The organism is Enterococcus sp. CR-Ec1 (assembly GCF_002850555.1).
In the GTDB taxonomy this organism is placed as follows: Bacteria; Bacillota; Bacilli; order Lactobacillales; family Enterococcaceae; genus Enterococcus_D; species Enterococcus_D entomosocium.
The window spans coordinates 742,093-767,861 of record NZ_CP025223.1; the positions used below are offsets into that span (position 1 = coordinate 742,093).

The 25,769-nt window shown below is 43.6% G+C and carries 23 protein-coding genes; 15 read left to right on the plus strand and 8 right to left on the minus strand.

The genetic code is table 11. The annotated features are described in order from the left end of the window. Positions 1–43: 43 nt before the first annotated feature. Positions 44–1,723 carry a ribonuclease J1 gene (gene rnjA, locus CXM95_RS03530; protein WP_086299149.1) on the minus strand — a complete coding sequence of 560 codons (1,680 nt, stop codon included), beginning with the start codon at positions 1,721–1,723 and terminating at the stop codon, positions 44–46. Position 1,724: 1 nt separating this feature from the next. Beyond that, complete coding sequence (locus tag CXM95_RS03535; RefSeq protein WP_005225157.1) at positions 1,725–1,937, minus strand: DNA-directed RNA polymerase subunit epsilon; 213 nt, start codon at positions 1,935–1,937, stop codon at positions 1,725–1,727. Between the two features lie 401 nt (positions 1,938–2,338). Between CXM95_RS03535 and CXM95_RS03540 the strand changes: the two genes are divergently transcribed. The 3 genes from CXM95_RS03540 to CXM95_RS03550 all read left to right on the plus strand — a co-directional run bounded on the left by CXM95_RS03540 (position 2,339) and on the right by CXM95_RS03550 (position 6,482). Then, positions 2,339–4,072, plus strand: coding sequence for an ABC transporter ATP-binding protein (locus CXM95_RS03540; RefSeq protein ID WP_086299150.1), 1,734 nt, complete (start codon positions 2,339–2,341; stop codon positions 4,070–4,072). Beyond that, entirely contained in the window at positions 4,069–5,826 is a 1,758-nt protein-coding gene (locus tag CXM95_RS03545; protein WP_005237514.1) for an ABC transporter ATP-binding protein, read from the plus strand. Before CXM95_RS03540 ends, CXM95_RS03545 begins: the two co-directional genes overlap by 4 nt. A gap of 62 nt (positions 5,827–5,888) precedes the next feature. Beyond that, the gene (locus CXM95_RS03550) at positions 5,889–6,482 is read left to right on the plus strand and encodes a gamma carbonic anhydrase family protein (RefSeq protein WP_016611938.1); all 594 of its coding nucleotides are present in this window, start codon (positions 5,889–5,891) and stop codon (positions 6,480–6,482) included. A gap of 60 nt (positions 6,483–6,542) precedes the next feature. On the opposite strand, the gene clpP is transcribed toward CXM95_RS03550, so the two are convergent. Further along, complete coding sequence (gene clpP / locus CXM95_RS03555) at positions 6,543–7,133, minus strand: ATP-dependent Clp endopeptidase proteolytic subunit ClpP (RefSeq protein ID WP_005225161.1); 591 nt, start codon at positions 7,131–7,133, stop codon at positions 6,543–6,545. A gap of 175 nt (positions 7,134–7,308) precedes the next feature. Between clpP and CXM95_RS03560 the strand changes: the two genes are divergently transcribed. The 6 genes from CXM95_RS03560 to glnA all read left to right on the plus strand — a co-directional run bounded on the left by CXM95_RS03560 (position 7,309) and on the right by glnA (position 13,022). Next, positions 7,309–7,827, plus strand: a complete 519-nt coding sequence (locus CXM95_RS03560) for a hypothetical protein (protein WP_008377057.1) — start codon at positions 7,309–7,311, stop codon at positions 7,825–7,827. A 221-nt stretch (positions 7,828–8,048) separates the two neighbouring features. Further along, positions 8,049–8,798: a glycerophosphodiester phosphodiesterase gene (locus CXM95_RS03570; protein WP_101698852.1), complete on the plus strand. Its 750-nt coding sequence runs from the start codon at positions 8,049–8,051 to the stop codon at positions 8,796–8,798. Then, complete coding sequence (miaA, locus tag CXM95_RS03575; RefSeq protein WP_016611941.1) at positions 8,795–9,712, plus strand: tRNA (adenosine(37)-N6)-dimethylallyltransferase MiaA; 918 nt, start codon at positions 8,795–8,797, stop codon at positions 9,710–9,712. Before CXM95_RS03570 ends, miaA begins: the two co-directional genes overlap by 4 nt. Beyond that, positions 9,709–10,953 (plus strand): GTPase HflX, encoded by a 1,245-nt coding sequence (hflX, locus tag CXM95_RS03580; RefSeq protein WP_101698853.1) that lies wholly within the window; start codon positions 9,709–9,711, stop codon positions 10,951–10,953. The genes miaA and hflX overlap by 4 nt, the downstream gene beginning before the upstream one ends. 288 nt (positions 10,954–11,241) lie before the next feature. Continuing rightward, positions 11,242–11,622 (plus strand): MerR family transcriptional regulator, encoded by a 381-nt coding sequence (locus CXM95_RS03585; protein ID WP_005225166.1) that lies wholly within the window; start codon positions 11,242–11,244, stop codon positions 11,620–11,622. 59 nt (positions 11,623–11,681) lie between these two features. Continuing rightward, the gene (glnA, locus tag CXM95_RS03590) at positions 11,682–13,022 is read left to right on the plus strand and encodes a type I glutamate--ammonia ligase (protein WP_005225167.1); all 1,341 of its coding nucleotides are present in this window, start codon (positions 11,682–11,684) and stop codon (positions 13,020–13,022) included. A gap of 320 nt (positions 13,023–13,342) precedes the next feature. Here the strand turns inward: glnA and CXM95_RS03595 are convergent, their stop codons facing one another. After that, complete coding sequence (locus CXM95_RS03595) at positions 13,343–13,732, minus strand: DUF1093 domain-containing protein (RefSeq protein ID WP_005237494.1); 390 nt, start codon at positions 13,730–13,732, stop codon at positions 13,343–13,345. Between the two features lie 234 nt (positions 13,733–13,966). Between CXM95_RS03595 and CXM95_RS03605 the strand changes: the two genes are divergently transcribed. The 3 genes from CXM95_RS03605 (at position 13,967) to CXM95_RS03620 (ending at position 16,369) form a co-directional block, all read left to right on the plus strand. Then, positions 13,967–14,569, plus strand: coding sequence for a LysM peptidoglycan-binding domain-containing protein (locus CXM95_RS03605; RefSeq protein ID WP_016620555.1), 603 nt, complete (start codon positions 13,967–13,969; stop codon positions 14,567–14,569). A 157-nt stretch (positions 14,570–14,726) separates the two neighbouring features. Then, the gene (nagB, locus tag CXM95_RS03610) at positions 14,727–15,428 is read left to right on the plus strand and encodes a glucosamine-6-phosphate deaminase (RefSeq protein WP_005225171.1); all 702 of its coding nucleotides are present in this window, start codon (positions 14,727–14,729) and stop codon (positions 15,426–15,428) included. Between the two features lie 230 nt (positions 15,429–15,658). Continuing rightward, positions 15,659–16,369 carry an MgtC/SapB family protein gene (locus CXM95_RS03620; RefSeq protein ID WP_008377072.1) on the plus strand — a complete coding sequence of 237 codons (711 nt, stop codon included), beginning with the start codon at positions 15,659–15,661 and terminating at the stop codon, positions 16,367–16,369. 78 nt (positions 16,370–16,447) lie between these two features. Here CXM95_RS03620 and CXM95_RS03625 read toward each other — a convergent pair whose 3' ends face one another. The 3 genes from CXM95_RS03625 to CXM95_RS03635 all read right to left on the minus strand — a co-directional run bounded on the left by CXM95_RS03625 (position 16,448) and on the right by CXM95_RS03635 (position 19,981). Further along, positions 16,448–17,620 (minus strand): glycoside hydrolase family 5 protein, encoded by a 1,173-nt coding sequence (locus CXM95_RS03625; RefSeq protein WP_101698854.1) that lies wholly within the window; start codon positions 17,618–17,620, stop codon positions 16,448–16,450. A gap of 1 nt (position 17,621) precedes the next feature. After that, complete coding sequence (locus CXM95_RS03630; protein ID WP_086299152.1) at positions 17,622–18,830, minus strand: MFS transporter; 1,209 nt, start codon at positions 18,828–18,830, stop codon at positions 17,622–17,624. A gap of 251 nt (positions 18,831–19,081) precedes the next feature. Further along, entirely contained in the window at positions 19,082–19,981 is a 900-nt protein-coding gene (locus CXM95_RS03635; protein WP_016611954.1) for a helix-turn-helix domain-containing protein, read from the minus strand. 199 nt (positions 19,982–20,180) lie between these two features. Between CXM95_RS03635 and CXM95_RS03640 the strand changes: the two genes are divergently transcribed. Continuing rightward, entirely contained in the window at positions 20,181–21,851 is a 1,671-nt protein-coding gene (locus CXM95_RS03640) for a family 43 glycosylhydrolase (RefSeq protein ID WP_034872855.1), read from the plus strand. A 132-nt stretch (positions 21,852–21,983) separates the two neighbouring features. On the opposite strand, the gene CXM95_RS03645 is transcribed toward CXM95_RS03640, so the two are convergent. After that, the gene (locus CXM95_RS03645) at positions 21,984–22,799 is read right to left on the minus strand and encodes a DUF92 domain-containing protein (RefSeq protein ID WP_034872857.1); all 816 of its coding nucleotides are present in this window, start codon (positions 22,797–22,799) and stop codon (positions 21,984–21,986) included. 136 nt (positions 22,800–22,935) lie between these two features. Here CXM95_RS03645 and CXM95_RS03650 point away from each other — a divergent pair, with 136 nt between their 5' ends. Next, positions 22,936–24,243: an NAD(P)/FAD-dependent oxidoreductase gene (locus CXM95_RS03650; protein WP_016611957.1), complete on the plus strand. Its 1,308-nt coding sequence runs from the start codon at positions 22,936–22,938 to the stop codon at positions 24,241–24,243. After that, positions 24,233–25,675: a helix-turn-helix domain-containing protein gene (locus tag CXM95_RS03655; protein WP_016611958.1), complete on the plus strand. Its 1,443-nt coding sequence runs from the start codon at positions 24,233–24,235 to the stop codon at positions 25,673–25,675. Before CXM95_RS03650 ends, CXM95_RS03655 begins: the two co-directional genes overlap by 11 nt. Positions 25,676–25,769 lie beyond the last annotated feature (94 nt).

Below are 25,769 nucleotides of genomic sequence, written 5' to 3' on the forward strand. Positions count from 1 at the left end.
AGGGGAGTTCCCAGTAACCTGAGAACTCCCCTTGCATGTGAAACTATAAATTATCCGGTGTCATAATCATTGAAAGGATCATTGGATGACGCTCGGTTTTTTCAAATAGGAATGGCTGTAAAGCCGATGACATCGCTTCTCTTAATTTGTGTTCTGTTGGGTCTGGTTGGTTCAAGACTTCCCGCAATGCACGGAAGAGAATTTGTTGGGCTTCGTTGATCATCTCGCCGGATTCCCGCATGTAAACAAACCCACGAGAAAGAATATCTGGTCCAGCAAGAACTTCTTTCTTCGCCACATCGACTGTCGCTACCGCTAAGACGAGGCCTTCTTCTGAAAGAATACGACGATCTCGTAAGACGACATTTCCGATATCACCGATACCGCTGCCGTCAACATAAACATCATTGGCATTGAAATGACCAGCCAAGCGAGCGGTATCCGCTGTTAAGGCCAACATGTCACCATTTTCCATAATGAAACAATTTTCTTTTGGTACACCGACATCTTGTGCCAACTGGGTGTGGATGTTCAGCATCCGAAATTCCCCGTGGACAGGCATGAAGAATTTTGGCTTCATTAGACGCAACATCAGTTTTTGTTCTTCTTGGCCACCGTGACCAGAAGTATGGATGTTGTTCAATTTGCCATGGATCACGTTTGCGCCAGCTTCCAACAGCAAGTTAATCAGCTGATTGACACTCGTGGTATTTCCTGGAATCGGTGAGCTTGAGAAAATCACGGTATCATCTGGGTGAATTTGGATTTGACGGTGAGTCCCGTTGGCAATCCGACTCAAAGCAGCCATCGGCTCTCCTTGAGAACCCGTACAAAGGATCATCGTTTCATTTGCAGGCAAACGATTGATCTCATGAGATTCCACAAATGTACCATCTGGCACCTTGATATAGCCAAGGCGCTGTCCGTTGACGATCGCATTTTCCATACTGCGTCCAAAAACGGCGATTTTACGTCCAGTCGCAACCGCCGCATCTGCAGCTTGTTGGAGCCGGAATATATTGGAAGCAAAGCTGGCAAAAATGATCCGACCATCGATTTTTTCAAAAATCTTTTGAATCGAGCTGCCGATCGTTTTTTCTGATTTGGTAAAGGTTGGAATTTCTGCATTGGTACTATCGGAAAGGAGGCAAAGGACGCCTTCTTCACCAATTTTTGCCATTTTGTGCAAGTTTGCTGGTTCGCCCACAGGCGTAAAGTCAAACTTGAAATCGCCAGTTGCGACGATATTGCCAGAAGGCGTTTTGACAACGACACCTAAAGCATCAGGGATACTGTGGGTCGTTCGGAAGAAGCTGATGGACGTTTTACGGAAACGAATCATCGTATCTTCATTGATTTCGTGTAATTCCGCGTCCCGCAATAAGCCATGCTCATCTAATTTGTTGGTGATCAAAGCAAGTGCCAATGGTCCCGCATAGATCGGGATATTGGCTTCCCGCAACAAGTAAGGGATTCCGCCAATATGGTCTTCGTGACCATGAGTGACGATCAAGCCTTTGACTTTCGGTAAATTTTGAACGATGTAGCTATAATCGGAAATGACATAGTCGATCCCAAGCAGTTCATCTTCGGGGAATTTGATTCCCGCGTCAATTAAGATGATCTCATCTTGGAATTGAACCCCATAACAGTTTTTTCCGATTTCGCCAAGTCCACCGACGCCGAATACGCCAGTCTCATTATTTTTCAGCGAAACTTTCATCTTAAAACTCCGCTAATTTGAAATCAGCGTTTTCTTTTTCGTAAGCTAAATGTTTTTCATCTAGTTCTTGAACGAACTCGATGTTGTATGGGGTATTTTGTTCAACCAGACGGCGTGCGATCACTGCATCGTCTGCTTCAATGTACAAAGAGTGGGTTTGTTCTCTCTTTGGGTTGCGGTCTTTTGTTTCTTGGTAATAAATTTTGTAAATCATATCTTTTCTCCTTTATCTGCTTTTCGCAGTAGTCTATTTGGTTGATGAATTCGCTGCATCACAAAATCGAGGTCCGAATAAAGTGACCTGAAAAGAAGGCTTCGAGAGCCGCTGCATGCTTTTTTCAGACAATCGTTGTGAGAAAAAAGAGAAAGCCTCGTCTTTGCTTTCCAAATGTCGTCATAAAAAATTCACCGGGTTTGTAAGTCGTTCCACTACAAGTATCCCTAGTTTATCACAGAAAAACGAATAAGTATAGAAACACGTCATTTTGAAAAGGCTTACTGAAAGAAAATGAAAGGACTATCGCTGAAGTTTGCTTTTTTTCGTTGAAAGTGCATTACAATAAGAATATTCCTATGCTATAGTAGAAGTAATGAAGTAAAAAAGGAGGGGATTTTTTGAAATTAATGTGGCACTACACGATGAGAAACAAGAAACTGCTGGTTTTTAATTTCATCTGTGTTTTTGGTTTTATTTTGATTGAATTAGGTTTGCCGACGTTATTGGCAAGAATGATCGACAAAGGGATCGCCGCTGGTGATCGCGACTACATATGGAAAATGGGTGCGGCGATGATCGCGATCACCATTGTGGGGATCACGATGAACATTTTGTTAGGCTATTTCACGTCACGTATCACCACTAACATTGTGGCAGATATTCGTGACGATCTTTTTGAAAAAGTCCAAGGCTATTCACATACCGAATATGAAAAAATCGGGGTTTCATCATTGATCACCCGTGTGACCAATGATGCGTATCAAATCATGCTGTTTATGCAAAGCATCTTACGGACAGGTTTAATGACACCCATGATGTTTGTGGTCAGCTTGTACATGGTCATGCGGACAAGTACACAACTAGGGTTGTATGTTTTGGGGGCATTGCCGATATTGCTGATGGCCGTCATCGCCATTGCCAAAATCTCGGAACCCTTATCCACTAAACAACAAGCCAATCTAGATAAAATCAATGGCATCTTGCGGGAAAATCTCTCTGGTTTACGAGTGATCCGTGCCTTCGTCAATGAAAAATTTGAAGAAAAACGCTTTGGCAAAGTCAACCAAGCCTATGCTTCTAGTTCTCGCAGCTTGTTTCGCTTGATGGCAACGGCACAACCAGGCTTTTTCTTCTTATTCAATATCGTGATGATCTTGATTATTTGGACGGGAAGTATTCAAATCGATCAAGGGCAACTGCAGGTCGGTGACTTGATTGCATTTATCGAATACATCTTCCATGCGCTGTTTTCTTTCATGCTGTTTGCGACTGTCTTTACGATGTATCCACGAGCGGCGGTTTCTGCTCGTCGAATCCAAGAAGCGTTAGATGCGACTTCTGAAATCAAAGAGCCAGAACAGCCAGTGACAGAAACTAAGACGAAAGGCTTCTTGGAATTCAAAAATGTTACCTTTGCTTATCCAGGACATGCTCAAAGTCCAGTGATCCGTAATGTTAGCTTTACCGCTTCACCAGGGGAAACCGTGGCGTTTATCGGTAGTACCGGGAGCGGGAAATCGACCTTGATCCAATTAATTCCGCGTTTTTACGACGTCAGTGAAGGCCACGTCTTGGTGGATGGTGTTGACGTTCGGGATTACAGCTTAACGACGTTGCGCAACAAGATCGGGTTTATCCCTCAAAAAGCGTTGCTATTTACAGGGACGATCGCAGAAAACCTACGCTATGGCAAAGAAGATGCCACGCAAGCAGAGCTGGAACGAGCAGCCGAGATTGCGCAAGCGGCAGATTTCATTTCTCGCACACCAGATGGCTTTGATGCTCACTTGGCAGAAGGCGGAACCAACTTCTCTGGCGGACAAAAACAACGCCTAGCGATTGCCCGTGCGGTGATCCGCCAACCAGAGATCTATATTTTTGATGATAGTTTTTCTGCATTGGATTACCAAACGGATGCAAAATTGCGGGCACGCTTGAAAAAAGAAACCACAGAATCGACCGTTTTGATCGTTGCTCAACGAGTAGGAACGATCATGAATGCAGATAAGATCGTCGTCTTGAATGAAGGCGATGTGGTTGGGATCGGTACCCACAAAGAACTGCTGCAAACTTGTCCAGTATACTACGACATTGCGGCGTCACAATTATCAGAGGAGGAGTTGGCACAATGAAAGCAATCTCTTCTTTAAAACGGTTAGGTGCTTACATCAAACCATACAAAGTACAATTTATCCTAGTCTTGCTGTTTACAGTTGCAACCGTCGGCTTCAATGCGGCAATGCCGTATGTTTCTGGATTGCCGACGACAGAGATCAGCCGCAACATCGCTGCAGGCGAAGGCGTTAATTTTGATTACGTGATCCTTTGCTTGATCTGGATCGCAGTCGTTGGTGTCGGTTACTGTTTCTCACAATTGATGTCAGGGCTGCTGATCACCAACGTTGTCCAATCTGCGATGCGAGATTTGCGGCAAGACATTGAAGAAAAAATCAATCGTCTGCCCGTTTCTTACTTCGACCGCAACCAGCAAGGGAATATCCTGTCAAGGGTGACCAATGACGTGGATGCCGTCAGCGGTGCGATGCAGCAAGCCTTGATCGGGATCGTCAATGCCTTCTTAGGAATCATTATGGCGGTTTCTATGATGTTTTATATCAATACTTACATGGCATTGGTTTCATTGATCATGATCCCAGCCTCCTTATTGATTTCTCGCACAATCGTCAAAAAGTCGCAAAAGGACTTCCAAGGCATGCAAAATGCGTTAGGAGATCTGAACGGCTACGTACAAGAAAACATGACTGGATTCAGTGTGTTGAAAGTGTATGGACGGGAAAAGCAAACACTTGAAGGGTTTAAAAACGTTAACCACCAGTTGCGCTATTACGGCTTTCGTTCTGCCTTTGTGTCAGGATTGATGATGCCACTGGTGCAAATGACCGCTTACTTTACCTATATCGCAATGGCAGTCATGGGTAGTTTTTACGTGATCAGCGGCGTGATCGTTGTTGGTCAGCTGCAAGCGTTCATTCAATACATTTGGCAAGTCAGTCAGCCAATGGGGAACATTACCCAGTTGTCTTCCGTCTTGCAAAGTGCCTCAGCAGCAGCAAAACGGGTCTTTGAAATCTTAGATGAGGAAGAAGAGCCAGTCAATCGAACCGATATCCAATTACCGGAACAAATCAGAGGTGACGTGACCTTTGAACATGTCGGCTTTGCCTATGATCCGAAAAAACCATTGATCAAAGACTTGAACTTTGAAGTCAAAGCTGGGCAAACTGTGGCGATCGTTGGACCAACAGGTGCTGGGAAAACGACCTTGATCAATTTGTTGATGCGTTTTTATGATGTCAATGAAGGGGCTATCAAGATCGACGGCATCGACACGAAAAAGATGGAACGTCACGATGTCCGCTCACTGTTTGGGATGGTTTTACAAGATGCGTGGCTGTATGAAGGCACGATCGGCGATAACATTCGCTTTGGGAAATTAGATGCCACCGATTATGAAGTCGTTGATGCAGCGAAAACCGCCAATGTCGATCACTTCATTCGTACGATGCCAGATGGCTACGAGATGATCATCAATTCTGAAGGTGATAATGTCTCCTTGGGACAAAAACAATTGTTGACCATCGCCCGGGCAGTCATCTCTGATCCGAAGATTTTGATTCTCGATGAAGCCACCAGTTCGGTAGATACCCGCTTAGAAGCGCTGATTCAAAAAGCAATGGATAAAGTGATGGAAGGTCGTACCAGCTTTGTGATCGCCCATCGTTTGTCAACGATTCGTGAAGCAGATCTGATCTTAGTGATGGATCAAGGGTCGATCATTGAAAAAGGCAATCACGAGACCTTGTTGGCAGCTGGCGGCTTTTATAGCCAACTGTATCAAAGTCAATTTTCAGAAGAAGCCGAGTAAGCCGAAAAGAGCGTCCAGTCTGACTGGCGCTCTTTTTGCATTGTAGCAAGGGTGGTGCTATAGTGAAAAAAGAAAGCGCAGATCCGTTTATGGATTGGAAGGAGAAGTTGATGGACAAAGAACAATCAGGGAATGAAACCCAAAAAACAGTTTCGCCCGCCTCGCCGCAAGCGACACCTTGTTTTGTGGCAAAAAATGCGACGATCGTAGGAAACGTGACTCTAGGAAAAGATAGTACGGTCTGGTTTCAAGCAGTGATTCGAGGCGATGCCAATCGAATCGAAATCGGCGCGCGTACCAATATTCAAGATGGAACGATCATCCACGTTGATCACGATGCCCCGACGATCGTTGAAGACGATGTGACTGTTGGGCATCAGTGTATGCTCCATGGCTGTACCATCAAAAAAGGGGCGCTGGTCGGCATGAGCTCGATCGTTTTGAATCATGCCGTGATCGGCGAAAATAGTTTGTTAGGTGCCGGTTCGTTAGTGACGGAAGGAACCGTCATTCCTCCTAATGTGTTGGCGTTTGGTCGTCCGGCACGAGTGATCCGCCCGTTGACAGAAGAAGAGATCGCCAAAAATCAGGCAAACATCACGCATTACGTGGAAAATGGGCATGCTTACCAACAAGGCCAATATGGCGAAGTCTGACGATGAACCAAAAGACGCAAAAAGGTGTACGAATTGCTTCGTACACCTTTTTATGCAAGCTTATTTCAATTTGTTTGATTCCATGATCTCGTCGATCAAGCCGTAGTCTTTGGCTTCTTGTGCGGTCATGAAGTTGTCGCGATCGGTATCGCGTTCAATCACTTCGATTGGTTGACCAGTACGTTCTGACAAGATTTTGTTCAGACGTTCGCGGGTTGCCAAAATGTGGCGGGCAGCAATTTCAATCTCAGTTGCTTGACCTTGTGCGCCACCTAATGGTTGGTGAATCATGATTTCGGCATTTGGTAACGCAAAGCGTTTGCCTTTTTCACCAGCGGTCAATAAGAATGAACCCATAGAAGCAGCCATCCCCATAACGATGGTTTGGACATCGGCTTTGATAAAGTTCATGGTATCAAAGATCGCTAGACCAGCAGTAACGCTTCCGCCAGGCGAGTTGATGTACAAGTAGATGTCTTTTTCAGAATCTTGCGCGTCTAAGAATAAAAGCTGAGCAATGATCGAGTTTGCTAAGTCATCGGTTACTTGACCACTCAACATAATGATCCGGTCTTTTAATAGACGAGAATAGATGTCATACGCTCTTTCACCGCGAGATGATTGTTCAATGACAGTAGGAATTAAATTCATAGTGATAGTCCTCCTAAAAATCGTTATAGATATAGTTTAGCATAAAGTTTTCGCAATATCTAAGAGATAGTATACCGATTAGGTCAAGAAAGGTCAAATAAAAAGTTCGTTATCTTTTTTGCGAAACTTTCAAATATGATACAATATTAAAAAAGGAATGAGGAAGGATCGAAGAATGGCAGTAGCAATAGCAGGTTTGATTGGCGTCTTAGTGGGCGCATTGTTAGTAACCATCATTTTTAATTTACGCATACGGTATGAGGAACAAAAAGAAAAACAACGCCGTTTGTTGGAGCATAAAGTCAAAGAAATCGAAACGCTGGTTTTATTGAATCAAAAAATCAGTGAGATTCTACAAAAACGGGTCATGCTGATGGATGAGTATGTCAGCTTTGATGCCTTTGACGACTGTTATATCACCATCGATGATTTTGCCTATCTACAATCTTTTGCGGCGCAAAACAGTTTTTATCTACCGAATTTTTTCTTGGAAGAATTTTTCAAAAAAATCGGGACACGTCGGGTGATTTTGTCGCCAGAGGAAACCGTTAAGATCGGTGGGTATACGTATAAAGGCGGTCGGATCATTATGGAAAATTTCCTTGATCAATTGGTTGAAATGGTCAATGAGCGTAAAAACCAAATGAAAAACATGACGAGCGAACCGTTGACCTATTTTTCAAAAACGATTTGATTCTTCTGGTCAGTCGGTCGCCTTGGTTAAGGTAACCAAACCATAGTATCGACGATTGCACTTTTTCAACTGATCACACACACTCTTACTGCGATCATAGTAAGAGTGTTTTTCTTTGACCGAAACAAAGCGCTGTCCCCTTAAAAGGATCAAAACAAACAGAGGCTTTTTGGTTCTAGCAGATTCCATGGTAAAATAAAGAGTGAGAATGGAGTGAAAGAATGATGGTACAAATCGTTGCCCACCGCGGGAGTAGCGGCAACCGACCTGAAAACACGCTACCGGCATTCGCGGAAGCGGTGCGGGTCAAAGCTGATATCATTGAGTTAGATGTACATCTATCAAAAGATGGCGGCTTGATCGTCATGCATGATGAAACGGTTGATCGAACGACCAACGGCAAAGGTCGGATCTGTGACCTGACGGTTGCTGAACTAAAAGAACTCAATGCCGGCAGCTGGTTTTCTGAGGAATTCCAAGCCGCCAAAGTCCCCACGCTAAAAGAAGTGTTGGATTTACTTGCAGCGAAGAATTATCGTGGCATTTTGACGATCGAATTAAAAACCGATCATTATGAGTATGAAGAAATCGAAGCCAAAGTATCCGATTTATTGAATAGCCAAGAATGGCCTTTTACTCATTGGTATTGTTCCTTTAATATCGAGACTTTGGATCGGATGCATGCGATCGAACCGGATGCGATCCTTGATTTTATTATGGGACGCGGGGAAGACAAACCACCGTTGGCGCTCATCCGACCGTATATCGAAGGAATTCATCCGGCCTATCGCTGGGTCCAAGAGACAGCAACGGTCTTGACTGATTTTCCGATTGCGATCCGTCCGTGGACTGTCAATGAAGAAGCGGCGATTCGCACCTGCTTGGCTTTGGGGTTGACCGGGATCATCACCGATTTTCCAGAAAACGCTCGGGCAATTGTGCAGCAGGTCCGCGAGGAAACAAAAGGATGAAAAAAGTCTTAGTGATCGTGGGACCGACCGCAGTCGGTAAAACCGCCTTGAGTATCCAATTAGCTCAAAAATACCATGGGGAGATCATCAGCGGGGATTCCATGCAAATTTATCGACAATTAGATATCGGTACCGCCAAAGTGACGAAGGAAGAAATGGCAGGGATTCCTCATCATTTGATCGATATTCGTGCAATGACGGAAACGTATTCTGCGGCTGATTTCCAGCAAATGGGGCGTGAGGCCATTGAGACGATCCAGCAGCAAGGAAAACTGCCGATCATTGTGGGGGGGACAGGGCTATACATCCAAGCGCTTTTGTATGACTTTCGTTTAGGGGCAGAAGAAGGCGACTCAACGATTCGTCAGCGCTATGAACAAGAAGCAGCAGCCATCGGCAAAGAAGCTCTATGGCAAAAGCTGCAGGCGGTCGATCCCTTGGCAGCAGCGAAGATCCACTACAACAATGAGCGGAAAGTGATTCGTGCGTTGGAGGTTTTTGAAATGACTGGCGAAAGTATTGCTGCACCAAAAGAAACACCGCAAGTTTTGTACGATTTCTTCATGATCGGTTTAACCACTGAGCGAGAATTGTTATACCAGCGAATCAATCAGCGAGTGGACTTAATGATGGATCAAGGTTTGATCGAAGAAGCAAAAGCTGTTTTGCAGTATCCAGAAACGCAAGCCGCCAAAGGGATCGGCTACAAGGAATTTTTGCCCTATTTTCACGGGCAGGCCACATTGGATGAAACAATTGAGCAAATCAAGCAAAACTCACGCCGCTATGCCAAGCGGCAGCTGACGTGGTTCAATAACCGAGCACAGCCCCGATGGATTGATTTAGTGAGACAACCTGAAGAACAACGTACCCTTGAAACAGAAATCAACCAATGGTTGGAGGAGAAAAGATGAGCCAAGAACGTGTGATTCTTGTCGGAGTAGAAACGGAGAAAAACTATCTTCATTTTGATTCGTCAATGAAAGAATTGAAAAGCTTAACAAAAACCGCCAATGGTGAAGTTGTTTTTTCACTGGTGCAAAAACGGCAGCAAGTCGATCGACAAACCGTGATTGGCAAGGGGAAAGTTGCGGAATTGCAGCAGTTTGCAGAAGCACATGAAGCAGATCTAGTGATCTTCAATCATGAATTGACACCAAGGCAAAGCCAGTTGATCGGTGATGCGCTAGAAGTGCCAGTGATTGATCGCGTCCAGCTGATCCTCGATATTTTTGCGATGCGTGCCCGTTCCAAAGAAGGAAAGCTGCAAGTAGAATTGGCGCAGCTGGATTATTTGCTTCCACGTTTGATAGGGCAAGGAAAGAACATGTCTCGGCTGGGGGGCGGAATCGGAACGAGAGGGCCAGGGGAAACCAAGCTGGAGACCGATCGTCGACACATCCGCAACCGCATCACCATCATCAAACGGGAATTGAAGGAAGTGGCCGCCCATCGAGACCGGACACGCCAAAAGCGCAAAGACAGCCAAGTCTTTCAAATGGGCTTGATTGGTTATACCAATGCCGGAAAATCAACTATTTTAAATATTTTGACCAGTGCGGATACGTATGAACAAGACCAGCTGTTCGCAACACTCGATCCGTTGACGAAACGCTGGCGGATGCCGGAAGGATTTGAAGTCACCATTACCGATACGGTTGGCTTTATCCAAGAATTGCCGACCCAATTGATCGATGCGTTTCATTCCACACTGGAAGAAAGTCAAAACATGGACTTCTTGCTGCATGTCGTCGATGCCAGTTCCGAAGAACGGGTTCAGCAAGAGGAGACCGTCTTGAAGTTAATGGAAGAACTTTCTTTGACCCAATTACCGATGTTGACGGTCTATAATAAGGCGGATCGCATCGACGCCGATCAGTTTGTCCCAACGCTCTTTCCCAACGTCTTGATTTCGGCAAAGAGTACCAAAGGCAAAGAACGCTTGACTCAGGCGATCAAAATGGAGTTGATGCAGATCATGCAGCCTTATCATCTGGTTCTGCAAGCCGATGAAGGCAATGCGCTGAATCGTTTAAAACGGGAGTCACTAGTTTTGAGCAATGCCTTCGATGAAGCAACACAGACCTATCATATCAAAGGATTTGCGCTTGAGGATACCTATCCACTACGCAGAATGGCGCAAGAACAGGAATAAGCAGAAACGGTGCAACCGATGCACCGTTTTTTTGTCGTGACAAAATTATGAAGTATAAGTGGTTTGGCTTGCTTTGAACGCAAAAACCGAACATTTTTGGCTAAAGCACCATTTATTCCATAAAAACAACTGCTTGAACATACGATCAAATCAAGGACCTAATGAAAAAATCAAAAAAATTTGCATTCATGTCACTTTTTCTAACATGAGGGGTTGACACGCAAAAAAAGAATTGGTATAGTTTCCATAAAGTTACGCAGCATCATTGAAACGGAGGGGAGCCAAGTTATGCGGGAAAAAGAATTGCGGCGCTCAATGTCAGTCTTTCCTATCGGAACAGTCATGAAATTGACCGATCTCACCGCCCGTCAAATTCGTTATTACGAAGAACAAGAATTGATCCACCCGGAACGCAGCGATGGCAATCGACGCATGTATTCGCTGAATGATATTGATACCTTGCTAGAGATCAAAGACTATCTTTCCGATGGACTGAACATGGCTGGGATCAAACGAGTTTATGAAATGAAAGTTGCCAAAGAAAAAGAAGCGAAGAACAAACCGCCGCTGACCGATGAAGATGTTCGTCGAATTTTTTATGATGAACTCTTGGCTCAAGGTGGATTGAATCAACAACAGCCATACCAGCAAAAAGGTCCACGAATGTAGAACACTTGTAGATCATTGCTGTGATATAAAAAAAGAATTGGGAAAAAGGAAGGGATACTATGCCAAAATTTGAAAGAACTGCCGAAGACATCAAACAAATCGTAAAGGATGAGAACGTGCGCTTTTTACGCTTGATGTTTACTGATATTTTAGGAACAAACAAGAACGTTGAAGTACCTGTAAGTCAATTAGATAAAGTACTGGAAAACAAAATGATGTTTGACGGTTCTTCTATTGAAGGATTTGTCCGTATTGAAGAAAGTGACATGTATCTGTATCCTGATTTGTCGACATGGATGATCTTCCCTTGGGAAAGTGAACATGGCAAAGTGGCTCGTTTGATCTGTGATATCTACAATCCAGATGGCACCCCATTTGCAGGCGACCCTCGCGGCAACTTAAAACGGGCATTAGCGGACATGCAATCCCTTGGCTTTACTTCTTTCAATCTTGGACCAGAACCAGAATTTTTCCTATTCAAATTAGATGAAGCAGGCGAAATCACAACGGAATTAAACGACAAAGGCGGCTACTTCGATTTTGCCCCAACCGATCTAGGGGAAAACTGCCGTCGCGATATCGTATTAGAATTAGAAAGCCTTGGCTTTGAAGTTGAAGCGTCTCACCATGAGGTAGCACCAGGGCAACACGAGATCGATTTTAAATATGCGGATGCAGTGGAAGCATGTGACAACATCCAAACCTTCAAACTTGTCGTGAAAACTATTGCTCGTAAACACGGCTTGCATGCAACCTTCATGCCAAAACCATTATTCGGCATCAACGGTTCAGGCATGCACTGCAACATGTCCTTGTTCAAAGGCGATGAAAATGTCTTCTTTGATGAAGAAGGGCCAATGCAATTAAGCCAAACAGCGTATCACTTCTTAGGCGGTTTGATCGAACACGCCCGTGCTTACACAGCTGTCTGCAACCCAACCGTCAACTCCTACAAACGCTTAGTGCCAGGTTACGAAGCGCCTGTATACGTGGCATGGTCAGGACGCAACCGTTCACCATTGATTCGGGTACCAGAATCAAGAGGCTTGTCAACGCGTTTGGAATTGCGTTCGGTTGACCCATCAGCCAACCCATACTTAGCAATGGCTGTTTTACTGCAAGCAGGACTTGATGGCGTTAGACGTGAGTTGACACCACCACCAGCAGTCGACCGCAACATCTACATCATGAACGAAACAGAACGTGCAGAAGCACAAATCGAAGATCTGCCATCAACGATCCACAATGCCATCAAAGCATTGCGCAAAGATCAAGTGATGATCGATGCTTTAGGCAAACACATCTATGCCAACTTTGTCGAAGCAAAACGATTAGAATGGGCAGCCTTCCGCCAAACAGTCTCCGAGTGGGAAAGAGAACAATACTTGGAACTATACTAAAATCGCAAGAAAACCGCTAGAGATAAACAATCTAGCGGTTTTTTTATGATGAACTCAGCTTTTATCCTAATAATTCTCGGTTTATTTATTTCCGATAGTCAATAACTGGTTGATCAAAATTTGAACAGAAAAACATTGCGAAGCTAGAGCGGTTCTGTCTATAAGGCGCGTAAATTTTGCCTGATCATTGGGAAAAAATAAAAAAATACCAGTCGGGCGAGGACTGGTAAGAGGAAGAAAAATAGGTTTGGTATAAAGCTAGCATAGCCGGTCAAAGTAAAATGAACCTTAAAAAGTAGAAAGTTTCTTGTAAGAAGTCCTTATTCGTCAAAGGTTTCCAGCTCAGACAGTATTTTTGCTGGAACTTCTGATTGAGGGACTTCATTGGGACCCGAGATGACACGGGTTTTACTGATCTCTGCTTTGACTAAGGTATTTGGCGCGAATGGCTTCACATTTTCACCAGAAAGATCATAGGTCATGAGTTCTTTCTCGCCGTTTTTCTTAACAAACTCAAACGTGTACTTATACGTAAAGGAGCCATCGATTTTTTCACCGGAATCGCTGTACGTTTGGGTCTTTTCTGGGACTTTGTTGGGCGTGATGGCATAGGCCGTTATCCCTTGATAAGTTGTTGTATAGTAAGTGTAGCCAAAATAGCCACCTACTGCTAAAATCAAAACGCCAAGCGTCAAAAGTAGTTTTTTCATGTGCATCGATCCTTTCAATTACTGGGTTTACTATAGCATGATGGAGCCAAAATCATTCATCGAAATGGATAACAATATTGTAAGTTTACTGTTTATTATCAAAAAGCTTGTAATTTTCTGTTTAACAATTGTGATAATGAAAAACATTTCTGAAACCTTCCTGCAACATTGTAATGTTATTCTCTTACTTGTGCCCGATAGCGGGACAAATAATCAAAAGAGAGGTTTTTTCATTTGAAAAAATTTGCATTTACAGTTGTTGCAGGATTTGGTTTATTCGTTGGAGGAACAGTTGTTTCAGCAGCAGAACAAACCCATGTTGTCGAACCAGGAGACACCCTATCTGGGATCGCTGCTACTTATCAAACAACGATCGAAGACCTTTTAGCTTTGAATGATTCGATCGAAAATCCAAATATGATTTTTGATGGCGAAACATTGTTGGTTTCTAACGATGGCCAATCAGTAGAAAACAAAGAAACAAGTACGAAAGAAAGCACAGAAAAAAGTGAATCTACAGCGACTGCTAACGTGAGTCAAACCCGTTCAAGCATTCCTGGTGCTGGTTCTGGAGTCTTGAATCCAGTGGATGGGATCAACTACTTCAATGGTGTGAGAGAATCGTACTACTCACAAAAAGTTTTGCCAGGAGGCGGATTGAACATCCCTGGACGCCATGTAGCCTCTGACGGAACGATCCGTGATGCCGATGGGTACATCGTTGTTGCCAGCGACAATCAACCGAAAGGATCGACTGGTCAATCATCTTTAGGTGCCTATAAAGTCTATGACACAGGTGTCGGTCATAGCGGTATTGATGTTTATACGAATTGGTAAGCAAGTAGAATACGAGTAGAGACGAGCGCATTTTAGAGCTCGTCTTTTTTTGATTGGTGATAAAGAAAAAATCGTCATCTGGTCTAGACTAATTATTGTAATCAAACACAACCTGTGGTATTATTGGACTATACCAAATAGAAACGGAGCGCTGATCATGGAAATTATTCGCGTTAAAGATGCTGCTCAAGGCGGAAAGAAAGCTTTTGAATTGATACAAGAAGGTATGGCAAATGGCGCCAAAGTGCTAGGTTTAGCAACAGGAAGCACGCCAGAGACCCTTTATGCAGAAATGACTGCCAGTGAAGTTGATTTTTCAGAAATGACTTCAGTCAACTTAGATGAATACGTAGGACTAGGCGGCGAAGACGAACAAAGCTATCGCTACTTCATGAATGCTCATTTATTCAATAAAAAACCATTCAAAGAAACCTTCGTACCAAACGGCAAAGCGGAAGACTTAGAAGCAGAATGCCAACGCTACGATAGCGTGATTGCGGATCACCCAGTTGATATCCAAATCTTGGGTATCGGTCAAAACGGACATATCGGCTTCAACGAACCTGGTGCATCCTTTGAAGGAACGACCTCAGTCGTTGACTTGACTGAATCAACCATCAATGCCAACAAACGCTACTTTGATAAAGTCGAAGACGTCCCAACGACGGCGATTTCCATGGGGATCGGTTCAATTATGCAAAGCAAAAAAATCATTTTGATGGCATTTGGCGAAGTCAAAGCGGATGCAATCCAAAAAATGATCGAAGGACCCGTAACCAACGAATTACCAGCTTCTGTTTTACAAAAGCATGATGACGTGATCGTGATCATCGATGAGGCTGCTGCCAGCAACCTGTAAAACAAAATCAGCCCTTTTCAGAAATAAGTCAGAAGGAAAACGCGCCATCCTTGCAGCTTCCCCCTGCGCTTGTGCAGTAATGCCAGCGCAGCTGCGAGCGATGGTTCGGATCTATCTTGCTTATTTCTGAGGAGGCTTTTTTTATTTGGCCGCTCTAGCGATGTTTTTTCCTTTTTTCCATCAGAGATGCTATAGTTAAAAGAGAGAATACGAAGAAAAGAGGGATGCAAATGGTTGATATGCATTTATCCATTCCTGAAGTAGCACTGAGGTTGCTGTTGGCGATGGTCATGGGTGGCGCGATTGGGTACGAGCGGCAGTACAAAAGCCGACCAGCTGGTCTTAGAACCCATATCTTGGTTTGCATGGGGGCTTGTGTCATTGCTTTGATCCAAGTGGAGATCGCCACAGGTGCCATGCGAGATGCGCTGGATCATCCAGATTTAGCAGGCGTGATTCGTTCGGACGAAGCACGATTGATTGCACAAGTCGTCAGCGGGGTCGGTTTTCTAGGCGCCGGAACGATCATTGTGACGAAGCGCTCCGTGACGGGGTTGACGACGGCTGCTTCCTTATGGGCGATCGCCGGTTTAGGAATTGCCATCGGGATGGGCTTTTACACCATCGCATTAAGCAGTTTTATCGGGATCTTCTTTGCATTGACGATCGTTAAGCGGATCGTCCGCGTACCAACAGCAAAGAAATTGGAGATCCAGTACATTCATCGCACCGAGACCAAAGAGTTTTTGACGGAGTACTTCCAAGAGAAAAATATCGTGATCGAAGATGTCAATTTTGATGTCAAATTCATGGAAGACTATCGCATTTATACCAACATTTATACGATTGATCTCCCGCGAGGACTAGGCTTTTCTGAAGTGATCGAAGAATTGTCTGTCTACAAAAATGTCACGAAGATCCGCTTGGTGGATATTGCTTAAAAGCAACAAAAAAGCGAGATTGAAACGTAACGCAAACAGTATCGTTTGCTTCGTTTCAATCTCGTTTTTTGTTGTGTTTTAGAAACGTGGATCGATCCAGTTTTTTGCCATAGCTCGACTAGCATCCCAGGAATCCCAGCCATACCAAGCAGGCTCATTGATCGTATCGATGGATAACTTATAGGTCCAGTACATGTGTCCGGCTCCTTGGTTCCAAGCTGTGATTGAAGCACGCCACAAAGTTTGATAAACTTCTTCTAATTCACTTTTTGTCAAACTACGGTTGCTACTGAATTCCTCTTGTGTGGGATTGATACCGCCTTTGGTATCTGTACCAACAGCATAGGAGTTGAACAAGGACCATTCTCCAACAAAAACCTCGACATATTGTGCAACCGTGGCGATCTCTTGGGCTAAGCCATCAATGAAAGACACGTATGCTTCCAAGGATTGCTCTGTGCCGGCCATTTCTGCCATCATAACGTATTGGTGCGTATCTAGCATGACATTGTGAAAATCGTTTTGGGTGAAAAACTCTTTCCAAGCATGCAATTGGAAGCCATCATGAAAGACGATCACTTTGTCATCGCTTAAATAGTTACGCGTTCTTCGATAGGCATCTTGATAAAAAGTTCTCAAAAAGTCTAAAGAGATCGGTGCACTACCTTTTGCTAACGCAAGATCACGAGGTGGGAAACGATCCATGGGATTCATGCTGTGCCATACTTCACCATCTGTGATCGGTTCGTTTAATACTTCAATGCCCCACAATGCTTCGTGATCCGCATATCTTTGCGCCAAACGTTCCAAGACCGTTAATTCGAACGCCACTTCTTCGGGCATTTGTGCCCATCTGACCACACCCGAGAGACCACCATTGTCAAAACCATTTTGGCTGAAGGGTGCAGTATGCAGATCGATCAAGACTTTTAGGTCATAAGCCTTTGCCCAAGCGAAGGCTTTATCCAAATAGTCGATACAGCCAATAAAGGGGGTACGATCACCAAAAATAAAATAAGGGACAGGTATTCGAACGGTATTGAAGCCAGCTGCTGAAATGCGCAAGAAGTCAGCTTCAGTGATGAACGTTTCACGATGAATCAACAGCCGTGCTTGGTATTCAGCTTCAGGTAGATCATAGGCTAAATAATACTCGTCATCGGCAGGTGTTCCTTGAAAGAGACTAGGTGCCATCCATTTTTCTAATACAAGCCAACCGCCTAGGTTGACGCCTCTAAGTTTTTGTTCCATCTTATAGTTCCTCCTTACTAATAGGTGTGGTTGTTTTATTGAAAGCGAGAAATAGAAAAATCAGAGCAATGATTGCCATGATTCCGGCAACGATTCTGACTTGCATGACCGCCGTTGTCATGCCAAACAGTTGACTGATAAAGTTTATGACATAGGGGGAGGAAAAAGCACCAAGATTACAAGCGACCATTGCCAAAGAAACAACTAAGTTATTGGCTTCTGGATCTACATCGCTAAGAATGACACTGTATACATAAGGAACTACAAGATTGGCAAGATAAACCACTAATAGACCAATGAAAAAGACGGTCATCGTAGGTGCTAAAGTTATCGTGAAAAAACCAACCATTGCGAAACTGATGACGACAACTGGTGTAAAGCGCTTTAATAATTTGGTGATTTGACCAAAAGCTAATGCGACCAAGCTGCTAAAAATACCGGCGATCGCTAGTGCGGTGGAAAGAAATCCTTGATTCGTCAGCGCCAATTCTTGAATCAGTAGTGCGGAAGAAGTAATGACGACCATCAAACTAATGAAGAATAAAAAGAGAGTCAAAATACCTAAAGTTACGCTTAATGGCAGCTTTCTTCTTTTTGTATCGATGGTTGATGACTGCGTTGTTTCAACTGGATTTTCATTGACGTTACGATAACCGAAAAGAAAAAGAAACAGAATCGGTAAGATGACCAAGTACACTAAGAATGAAGCTTGCCACGAGATCGTTAACAGTAAGCCCGCAGCAAACGTTGCTAGGCTATTTCCTAAAGTCATCACGGCTGATTGAATACCTAATAAGTTTTTTTGCTCGGCACCTGTAAAGTTGTCGCCGATCAAGGAGACGGTCATTGAGTTAAAGAGCCCCAGACCTGCGCCAAACAAAATACGGGCAAATAAAATCAAGCCAAAGTTCATTGTAAATGCCGGTAAGATACCACCGACTAAAGCGATCATCAAGCCTAAACAGACCGTTCGCTTTTTGCCAAGTGCTTTGATAAACCATGAACTTAGCAGAATGAAAATCAAGATTGCCATTGATGGCAGTGTCAAAATAGATTGGACTTGTGCGGTGGTTCGGTCAGAAAAATCGTTCATAATAAAAGGTACGGCTGCTGCTACTGCACCAGCAGCTTGTACGACCAATGAAAGACTCAAAATTCCGATTTTTAACGGCAACCGACTTTTGATTGACATTGAATTTTCTGAAAGCATACATATTCCCCTTAATGTAGTGCAAAGCAAGTGTGCTGAGAATATCTCCCATCTTGCTATTTTGCAACTAACTATTTTTATTCCTGCAAACGATTTCTTGGTATTAATCATAAAGAATGCTGACAGGACTTGAAATATCAAAAAAAAGGGGAAATTTACCATTTTTCATTTATTATGTGAAAAAAGCTTTTTTCGAATCCTCAGAGGAAGAAGTAGAAGTCGCTTTTCTCGAATCATTATTTGTCGATTACTTATTTTGCTGCTTCTAACTGGAGCTTACGGTATTTATTCGGCGACATGTTTGCCCATTTTTTGAATTGTCTCGTAAAGTGGGCGGCATTTTGATAGCCAATGATCTCTGCGATTTCGGCGATGGCCAATTTGGGTTGATGGAGATAGAATTTTGCTTGGTTGAAGCGTAATTGATCTAAGTACTGTTTTGGACTACTAGCATAAACTTTTTTGAAAACCGTCAGCATCGTACTATTACTAATGTTCAATGAATTGGCCGTATAACTCATGGAAAGCAAGGCTTTGTTTTCTTCCGTAGGGCTTTGTGTGTACGTACGAAAATTTTGTTGGATCGATTCTGCGATCGCTTTTGCTAAAACAAGGGAAGTGTTATCTGTATGCGCTAACTGATTTTTTTCATCTTCGACATAGTCTAGTAAGGCACGCATCAGTTCTAACAGTAAGATCTCAATGGCGATTTTTTCTTTCATTCCAAAGTATCCGCTTGCCAAAAACGCAATGTATTGCTGAAGGATCTCAACGATCGCTTGGTAAGCGGGATTTGTCTTTTTTAGTAGTAAAGGACAATACATCAACAACTGTTGCTGAATCTCAGGATCATCAAGATCGAAATGCATACAAAAATACTCTAAACCTTCTGCTACGAGACAAGTATTTTCATGAGCGGTACCAGGCGGTATCAGGATCACATCATTTGCCACAAAATCAAACTGCCTGCCTTCAAATATTGTGCGCTGCTCTCCATCAATGATCATCATGATCTCAAAAGCAAAGTGGGTCTCTTGCGGTGCACACCATCCTTCGGAAACGCGTTGCTTGTGTCCACCAAAGGTTTTTAAATTGATGTCGATATCGGGTAATTTGACCAGCTGTTCTAGCCATTTAGGTGTTGGGTTCATTCGGTACGACCTCCTTAAAAATGAAAAATGGTAAGTATTGGCTTTTTTTTGATATTCATTCTACCCTAAAAGTTTCGTAAGATAAATGTAGCAATCGAATAAAACGGTTTCAATTTATCGCATTCGCCTGCAAACGATGATAAAAAAACTGTTGTTTGGTTGCAAAACGAATAAAAAGTTAAGAATAGGAAGGAAGCTTATGACAATCATCAAAAATCCAGTTATTCCTGGAATGGCGCCTGATCCCTCTATCATTTGTGTGGATGAGCGTTATTATATCGCAACTTCAACCTTCCATTGGACACCTGCGATTCAACTTTTCGAATCAAAGGATCTTGCGAATTGGCAACTTGTTGGTTATGCCTTGAACAATGAAGAAGTGAATTTACGTGGAACCAATACACCAGCTGGTATCTGGGCACCACATTTATCTTATGATCCACAAACAAAACGATTTTGGCTGGCGTATTCACATATGGTCAACATGGCAGGACGTGAATTTAATGCTGATTCCTATGCCATTTGGGCGACTGACATCCGAGGACCATGGTCAGAACCGATTTATTTTACCTCAATTGGCTTTGATCCAGCGCTATTTCATGACGAGGATGGGCGGCATTATTTAACGATTTTGGAATGGGAAACAAGAGAAGGCTATCAAGCGCCGGGACATATTGTTCTTGCGGAGATCGACTTGCCTTCAGGTAAATTACTGTCCCCTTGGCATCGCGTAACACAAGGGTTCACCACCAGAGGGTGTGCGGAAGCACCCCAAATATACAAGCATGAAGGGGCATACTTTTTATTGCTGGCATCTGGAGGCACGGGCTATGCTCATGGTGTGGAAGTCGGTCGCGCAGAGACTATTTTTGGTCCTTATGAAGCGCATCCTTCTGGCGAACCAATCCTTACTTCTTCTCCAAGGCATCTGTTTTCTTTGGGCGACCCTGATGCTGGGCATTTTGAAATGGTCAATCCTCATTCAGTGATGCAAAAAGCAGGACATGGTTCGCTCGTCCATACCCATACTGATGAATGGTTCATGGCTCATTTAATGGCAAGACCCTTAGAGGGGGAGCTGTTGAATCCTCTTGGAAGAGAAGCTTCTATTCAAAGGATGCACTGGACCGAAGACAATTGGTTGGAAATGGAAGATGGAAGCAATTTGGCAAAAATGACTTTTAAAGGATTAGCTGGTGTTCCAATTGACAATGAACCAAACACTGATTTATTTGATTCATTTCAAGAGGCGCAGTATCTGTTAGAATTTATGACACCGTATCGCCAACAGCATCAGTCATGGGTCAGTACGCAAAAGCGGCAGGGGTACTTACGGATCTATGGGGGCAATTCCTTGTTTTCACAGATGAATCCTGCCATCATGGCAACACGAGCAACCTCTTTCACCTATGAGGTGGAGACCTTGTTGGAGTTTCAACCGAACCATTATTCACAAACAGCAGGACTTGGGCTTTATTATGATTCAAACAATTGGTTATATGCTCATGTTACCTATTCAGAAGAAAAGCGATGTCCTTATTTGACTCTCTTACAGGCAAAATTAGGACAAAGGATCGAATATGTAAATACTCGCGTCGTCGTTCCCGAAGGAAATATTCACCTGAAAATTAGATACGAGCATGGGATCGCAAACGTCTACTATCGATTAGAGGAACAAGAGACTTGGCAAGTTTTGCTCCAAGATCTGTCAGTGGCGTACTTATCTGATGAAGGAGTCAATGGAATGCCAGGAGAAATAGGCGGCTTCACAGGATTATTTAATTTCATTGGTGCCGTGGATGCACACCAACATCAATCCTATGCTGATTTTGCTTATTATAAAGTGACGAATCATTCGTCTGCATCTTAATCAGGCTCCTTATGGAGTGAGCACCCGTATCATACTTTCACTAAACAAATAAAAACCTTCAAGAGAAACACAAACGTGTAGCTCTCGAAGGTTTTTTGTATGAAGGAATTGTCATCGCAGTGGATTGCCTGATTACTTGAAAAAAGAGCCAGTTAGCAAGACTGATACAAAAACGATCACTATTGAAGTCAGCAAATTGACCCCTTCATTCGTTACAAAGGAAAGACCGCTGACTTGCTTGGTCGCAACGTCGTGGTGGACTTTTTTTTCGGTGTATTGGTGACAGACAGGGCATTGATAGCGCACCTGAATCGCTGCGCCCAGTAAGCTGTCCAAAAGACTACCGCAAAAGCCTAAAGCAGTCAAAGTCAACCAGAGATCAAGGGAGAACGGCTTGCCGTTCAACCATAAGGCTGCTGCGAATAAACCAGTGATGGCGAGACTCCCTGCTAGGGAAGCGGCAGTTCCCAACCAACTGACACCGCCGGAAAGTCCCGGTGGTAATTTTTTTCCCGTTAGTAAGTGACGCGGTGGACTTGGACTCAGCACGCCGATTTCTGAGCCCCAAGTGTCAGCCGTACAGCTAGCGATTCCCGCCACAAATCCCCAAAGGAATAGCGGTTCTTTCGTCCAAAAGGCAAGCAGTAGAGCAAAGATGCTTGGTGCGATGTTCGCAAAGACTTGTTTTGCATCACGGCGAGCACCTTTGGCAAGCACAGCTAACTCTGGCTGACGGCGCATTTTCTTTAAAAGACCAATGATGCCAGAGCTGGCAAAGAAAAATCCAATCAAAAAGATGCTGTACCACGGACCAAAGCCAATGACCAGTGTGCCGCAAAGAATCGCAGCCAGTGCGCCAGAAATAGTCAGCCACTGAAAGACGAATGCTGCCGCTGCAACGAATATGCTGGCAAACAATCCTAGCATGAATTGATAAAAGAAAACCATTTGAACACTCCTTTGCGTATAGTGTAGCATAGGTCTCATTTATTTTACCGCAGTTAACAAAAAAATAGTAAGGAAGATAGCTTTTTACTCGTCAAATGAGAGCGTTTCATTTAAGCTAAAGGAGAGAGGTGATCCAATGAAAATCATAATTATAGGTGGGTCTTTTGGTGGTGTCAGCTGCGCCCGTGAAGCACGCCGATTATACCCTGACGCAGAGATTTTATTGATAGAAAAAAAAGCCCATCTTGGGTTTGTTCCAAGCGGTTTGTTATTGCTGATCGAAGGCAGGATCGCTTCACTGGATGAAGCATTCTTTTGTACGAAGGAGCAGCTGGAGGCAGAAACAATCGACGTAGCCTTAGAAGAAACCTTTCTAGAAGTCTTTCCTTCTGATCATCGGATTCGGACGGATCAGCGAGAACTAAGCTATGATCGACTCGTCTTGGCGGCAGGTTCTAGTCAAGATTCCACTGTTTTGCCGCAACCAGAAGAAGCACTGCTGACCTACAAAGAATATGAAGCAGCGAAGCATTTCTTACAGAAATTGCCCCAAGCAGAGTCGATTACCATCGTCGGTGCTGGTCAAGCCGGGATGGAAGCGGCGAATACCTTAACGATGATCGGCAAAAAAGTCAGTGTGATCGAATCAATGTCGTATCCTTTATTCAAATACTTTGATCGCGATTTTTTGCAGCCCTTTTTAACGGAGATCGAAAAAATCCCCAACTTGCAGCTGCATTGGTCGGAGCCAACTTTGGCAGTCGTTAAAACGGAAACAGGCTTTCGGATCGAAACCGCCGATCAAGGTTATGAAAGCGATCTGGTATTGACGACAGTTAACGTTCATCCTCGCTTGCCAGAGGCATTTACGGTCTTTGAATTACACAGTGATCAAACTATCTGGACAGATGCCTACTTGGAAACTTCTGCCACGGATATTTTTGCGGTCGGCGACTTGATCCAAATTCCAAATGCTATTACGAAAGACACGGTCTACATGCCCTTAGTCAATAATGCTGTTCGCTCAGGGATTGCGGCAGCTCGCAATCTAGCAAACAAAACGACCCCGTTTCGTGGTGGATTGCGGACAGTCGGTACACAATTGTTTGAGTGGTATTTAGCCAGTACCGGCTTGACCGAGTCGGATCAGTTTTTCTATGAATCACCGATCGTTTGTCACACTTTTACGGCTACCGTTTCCCTTTTTGATTCGACGCAGGTTCATGGAAAAGTGATGATCGAACAAGCCAGCGGTCGAATCGTTGGTGCACAGCTTTTATCAAAAGCCAATATTTTGGAAAAAATCAATTTACTAGCGTTTGCGATCGAGCAGCAGGCAACGATGGAGGAGCTGACCCAAAAAGACTTTTTCTTCCATCCACGATTCACTCATGTGTTGGATCAAACCTTCATATGGTCGGGAAGTGATACCGATGAGACTTGATCAGTTATTAGAAAAAAAAGAAGCAAAACAATTGCAGCTGCTCAAAAAACTTTTACTAGTTGGCGGTCAAATGGAGCTACATGAATTAGCGCTCTATCTTGGCATCAGTAAGCCTTCTCTGGAAAAGTATGTGGATGAGCTGCAAGATGAGTTGACGCACTATCATGAGCAGTGTCGATTGTATTACCGAAATGGTTCACTGGTTTTTGAAATGAGTCCCACCTTTTCTCTTAACCAAATTGAATGGGCATTTTATCGTTCGGCCTTGAAATTTCAAATTCTCGAGCATCTTTTACAACATCAAGAAGTGACAACTGTCCAGCTGGCACAAAAATTAACAGTCAGCGAGTCATCCTTGTTTCGCAAAATCAAAGAGCTAAATGGTTTGCTAGCAGAATTTGAGTTAGAGATCTGGCAAGGAAAGCTGATTGGAGAAGAAACCCAAATTCGTTATTTCTATTTTGAACTCTTTTGGTATGTTCATTCTTTTGACAGTCAGCCATTGCCGATCGATGAGAAATATGTCGGTCTGATCACTCGCGGCCTGAACATGCGCTTTACGAAAGAAGCCCAGCAGCGCTTGTCCCTATGGCTGAGGATCATGAAGGCGCGACTTAAAATTGCTACTCAATCCTTTCAAGTTTTACGGGAGAAAATGGCACCTTACATGAAAGACCCTTTGTTTCAACAATTACGTGAGTTGGTATTTCGTGGCTTTGGCCATTACGCATTAGAAGTCAGAGAAGAGGAGGCGATGCTGCATTTTGTCTTTTTGTTGTCGTTCTCGGTGTTATCCGAACACGATCTGCAGGTGTATATGCTGCAGCGTTCTCGGTTTACGCCAACTGCCTTGACGGATACATTGATTTTGGAACATATTTTGCATCTTTACCGCCCATCGTTTGTTCCTCGTGAAATGGAAGCCACTTGCTATGGTCACCTGCTGCAGATCCACAGCCGCGTCTATTTTTTCAAAGGGGATGTGGAGGTTTTTGATCGAGAAAATATTTGGCAGTTAGAAGCGCAGTTATCCAGCCGCAACATTCAGCAAATCAGTCATGAACTATTAGGTAAGGCCTTAACAGAGTTAAATATCAAGCCGTCCGAGAAAAATAGTCTACTGATGATGACGATGGTCAAATACTTGAGTGTCATCACGATCATCGACTATCAAATCAATCGAGAATTTCGTGTTGGGATCGCCTTGAAAATGGATGAGCTATTTAAAGAAGCTCTCTATTATATGTGGCTGCTGTATCTCAAAAATTTGAATGGCGTAGTTGTCGAACGCTATCGTCCAGAACAAGAATATGATTTGATCTTGGCGAATTATGCCATCGAGACCAAAACACCGACTTATCGAATCAGTGAATTAGGGACTGCTTATGATCGTGAGACAATCAAAAAAATGATCCGTGAACGCTTTAAATAGTGGATTTCGTCAATTTCTTAGAGATTTGAAAAAAAATTGACGAACCATATAGCAAAAGTTCAGCTAAAATAAAAGCAAGTCAGAAAGCGCTAAC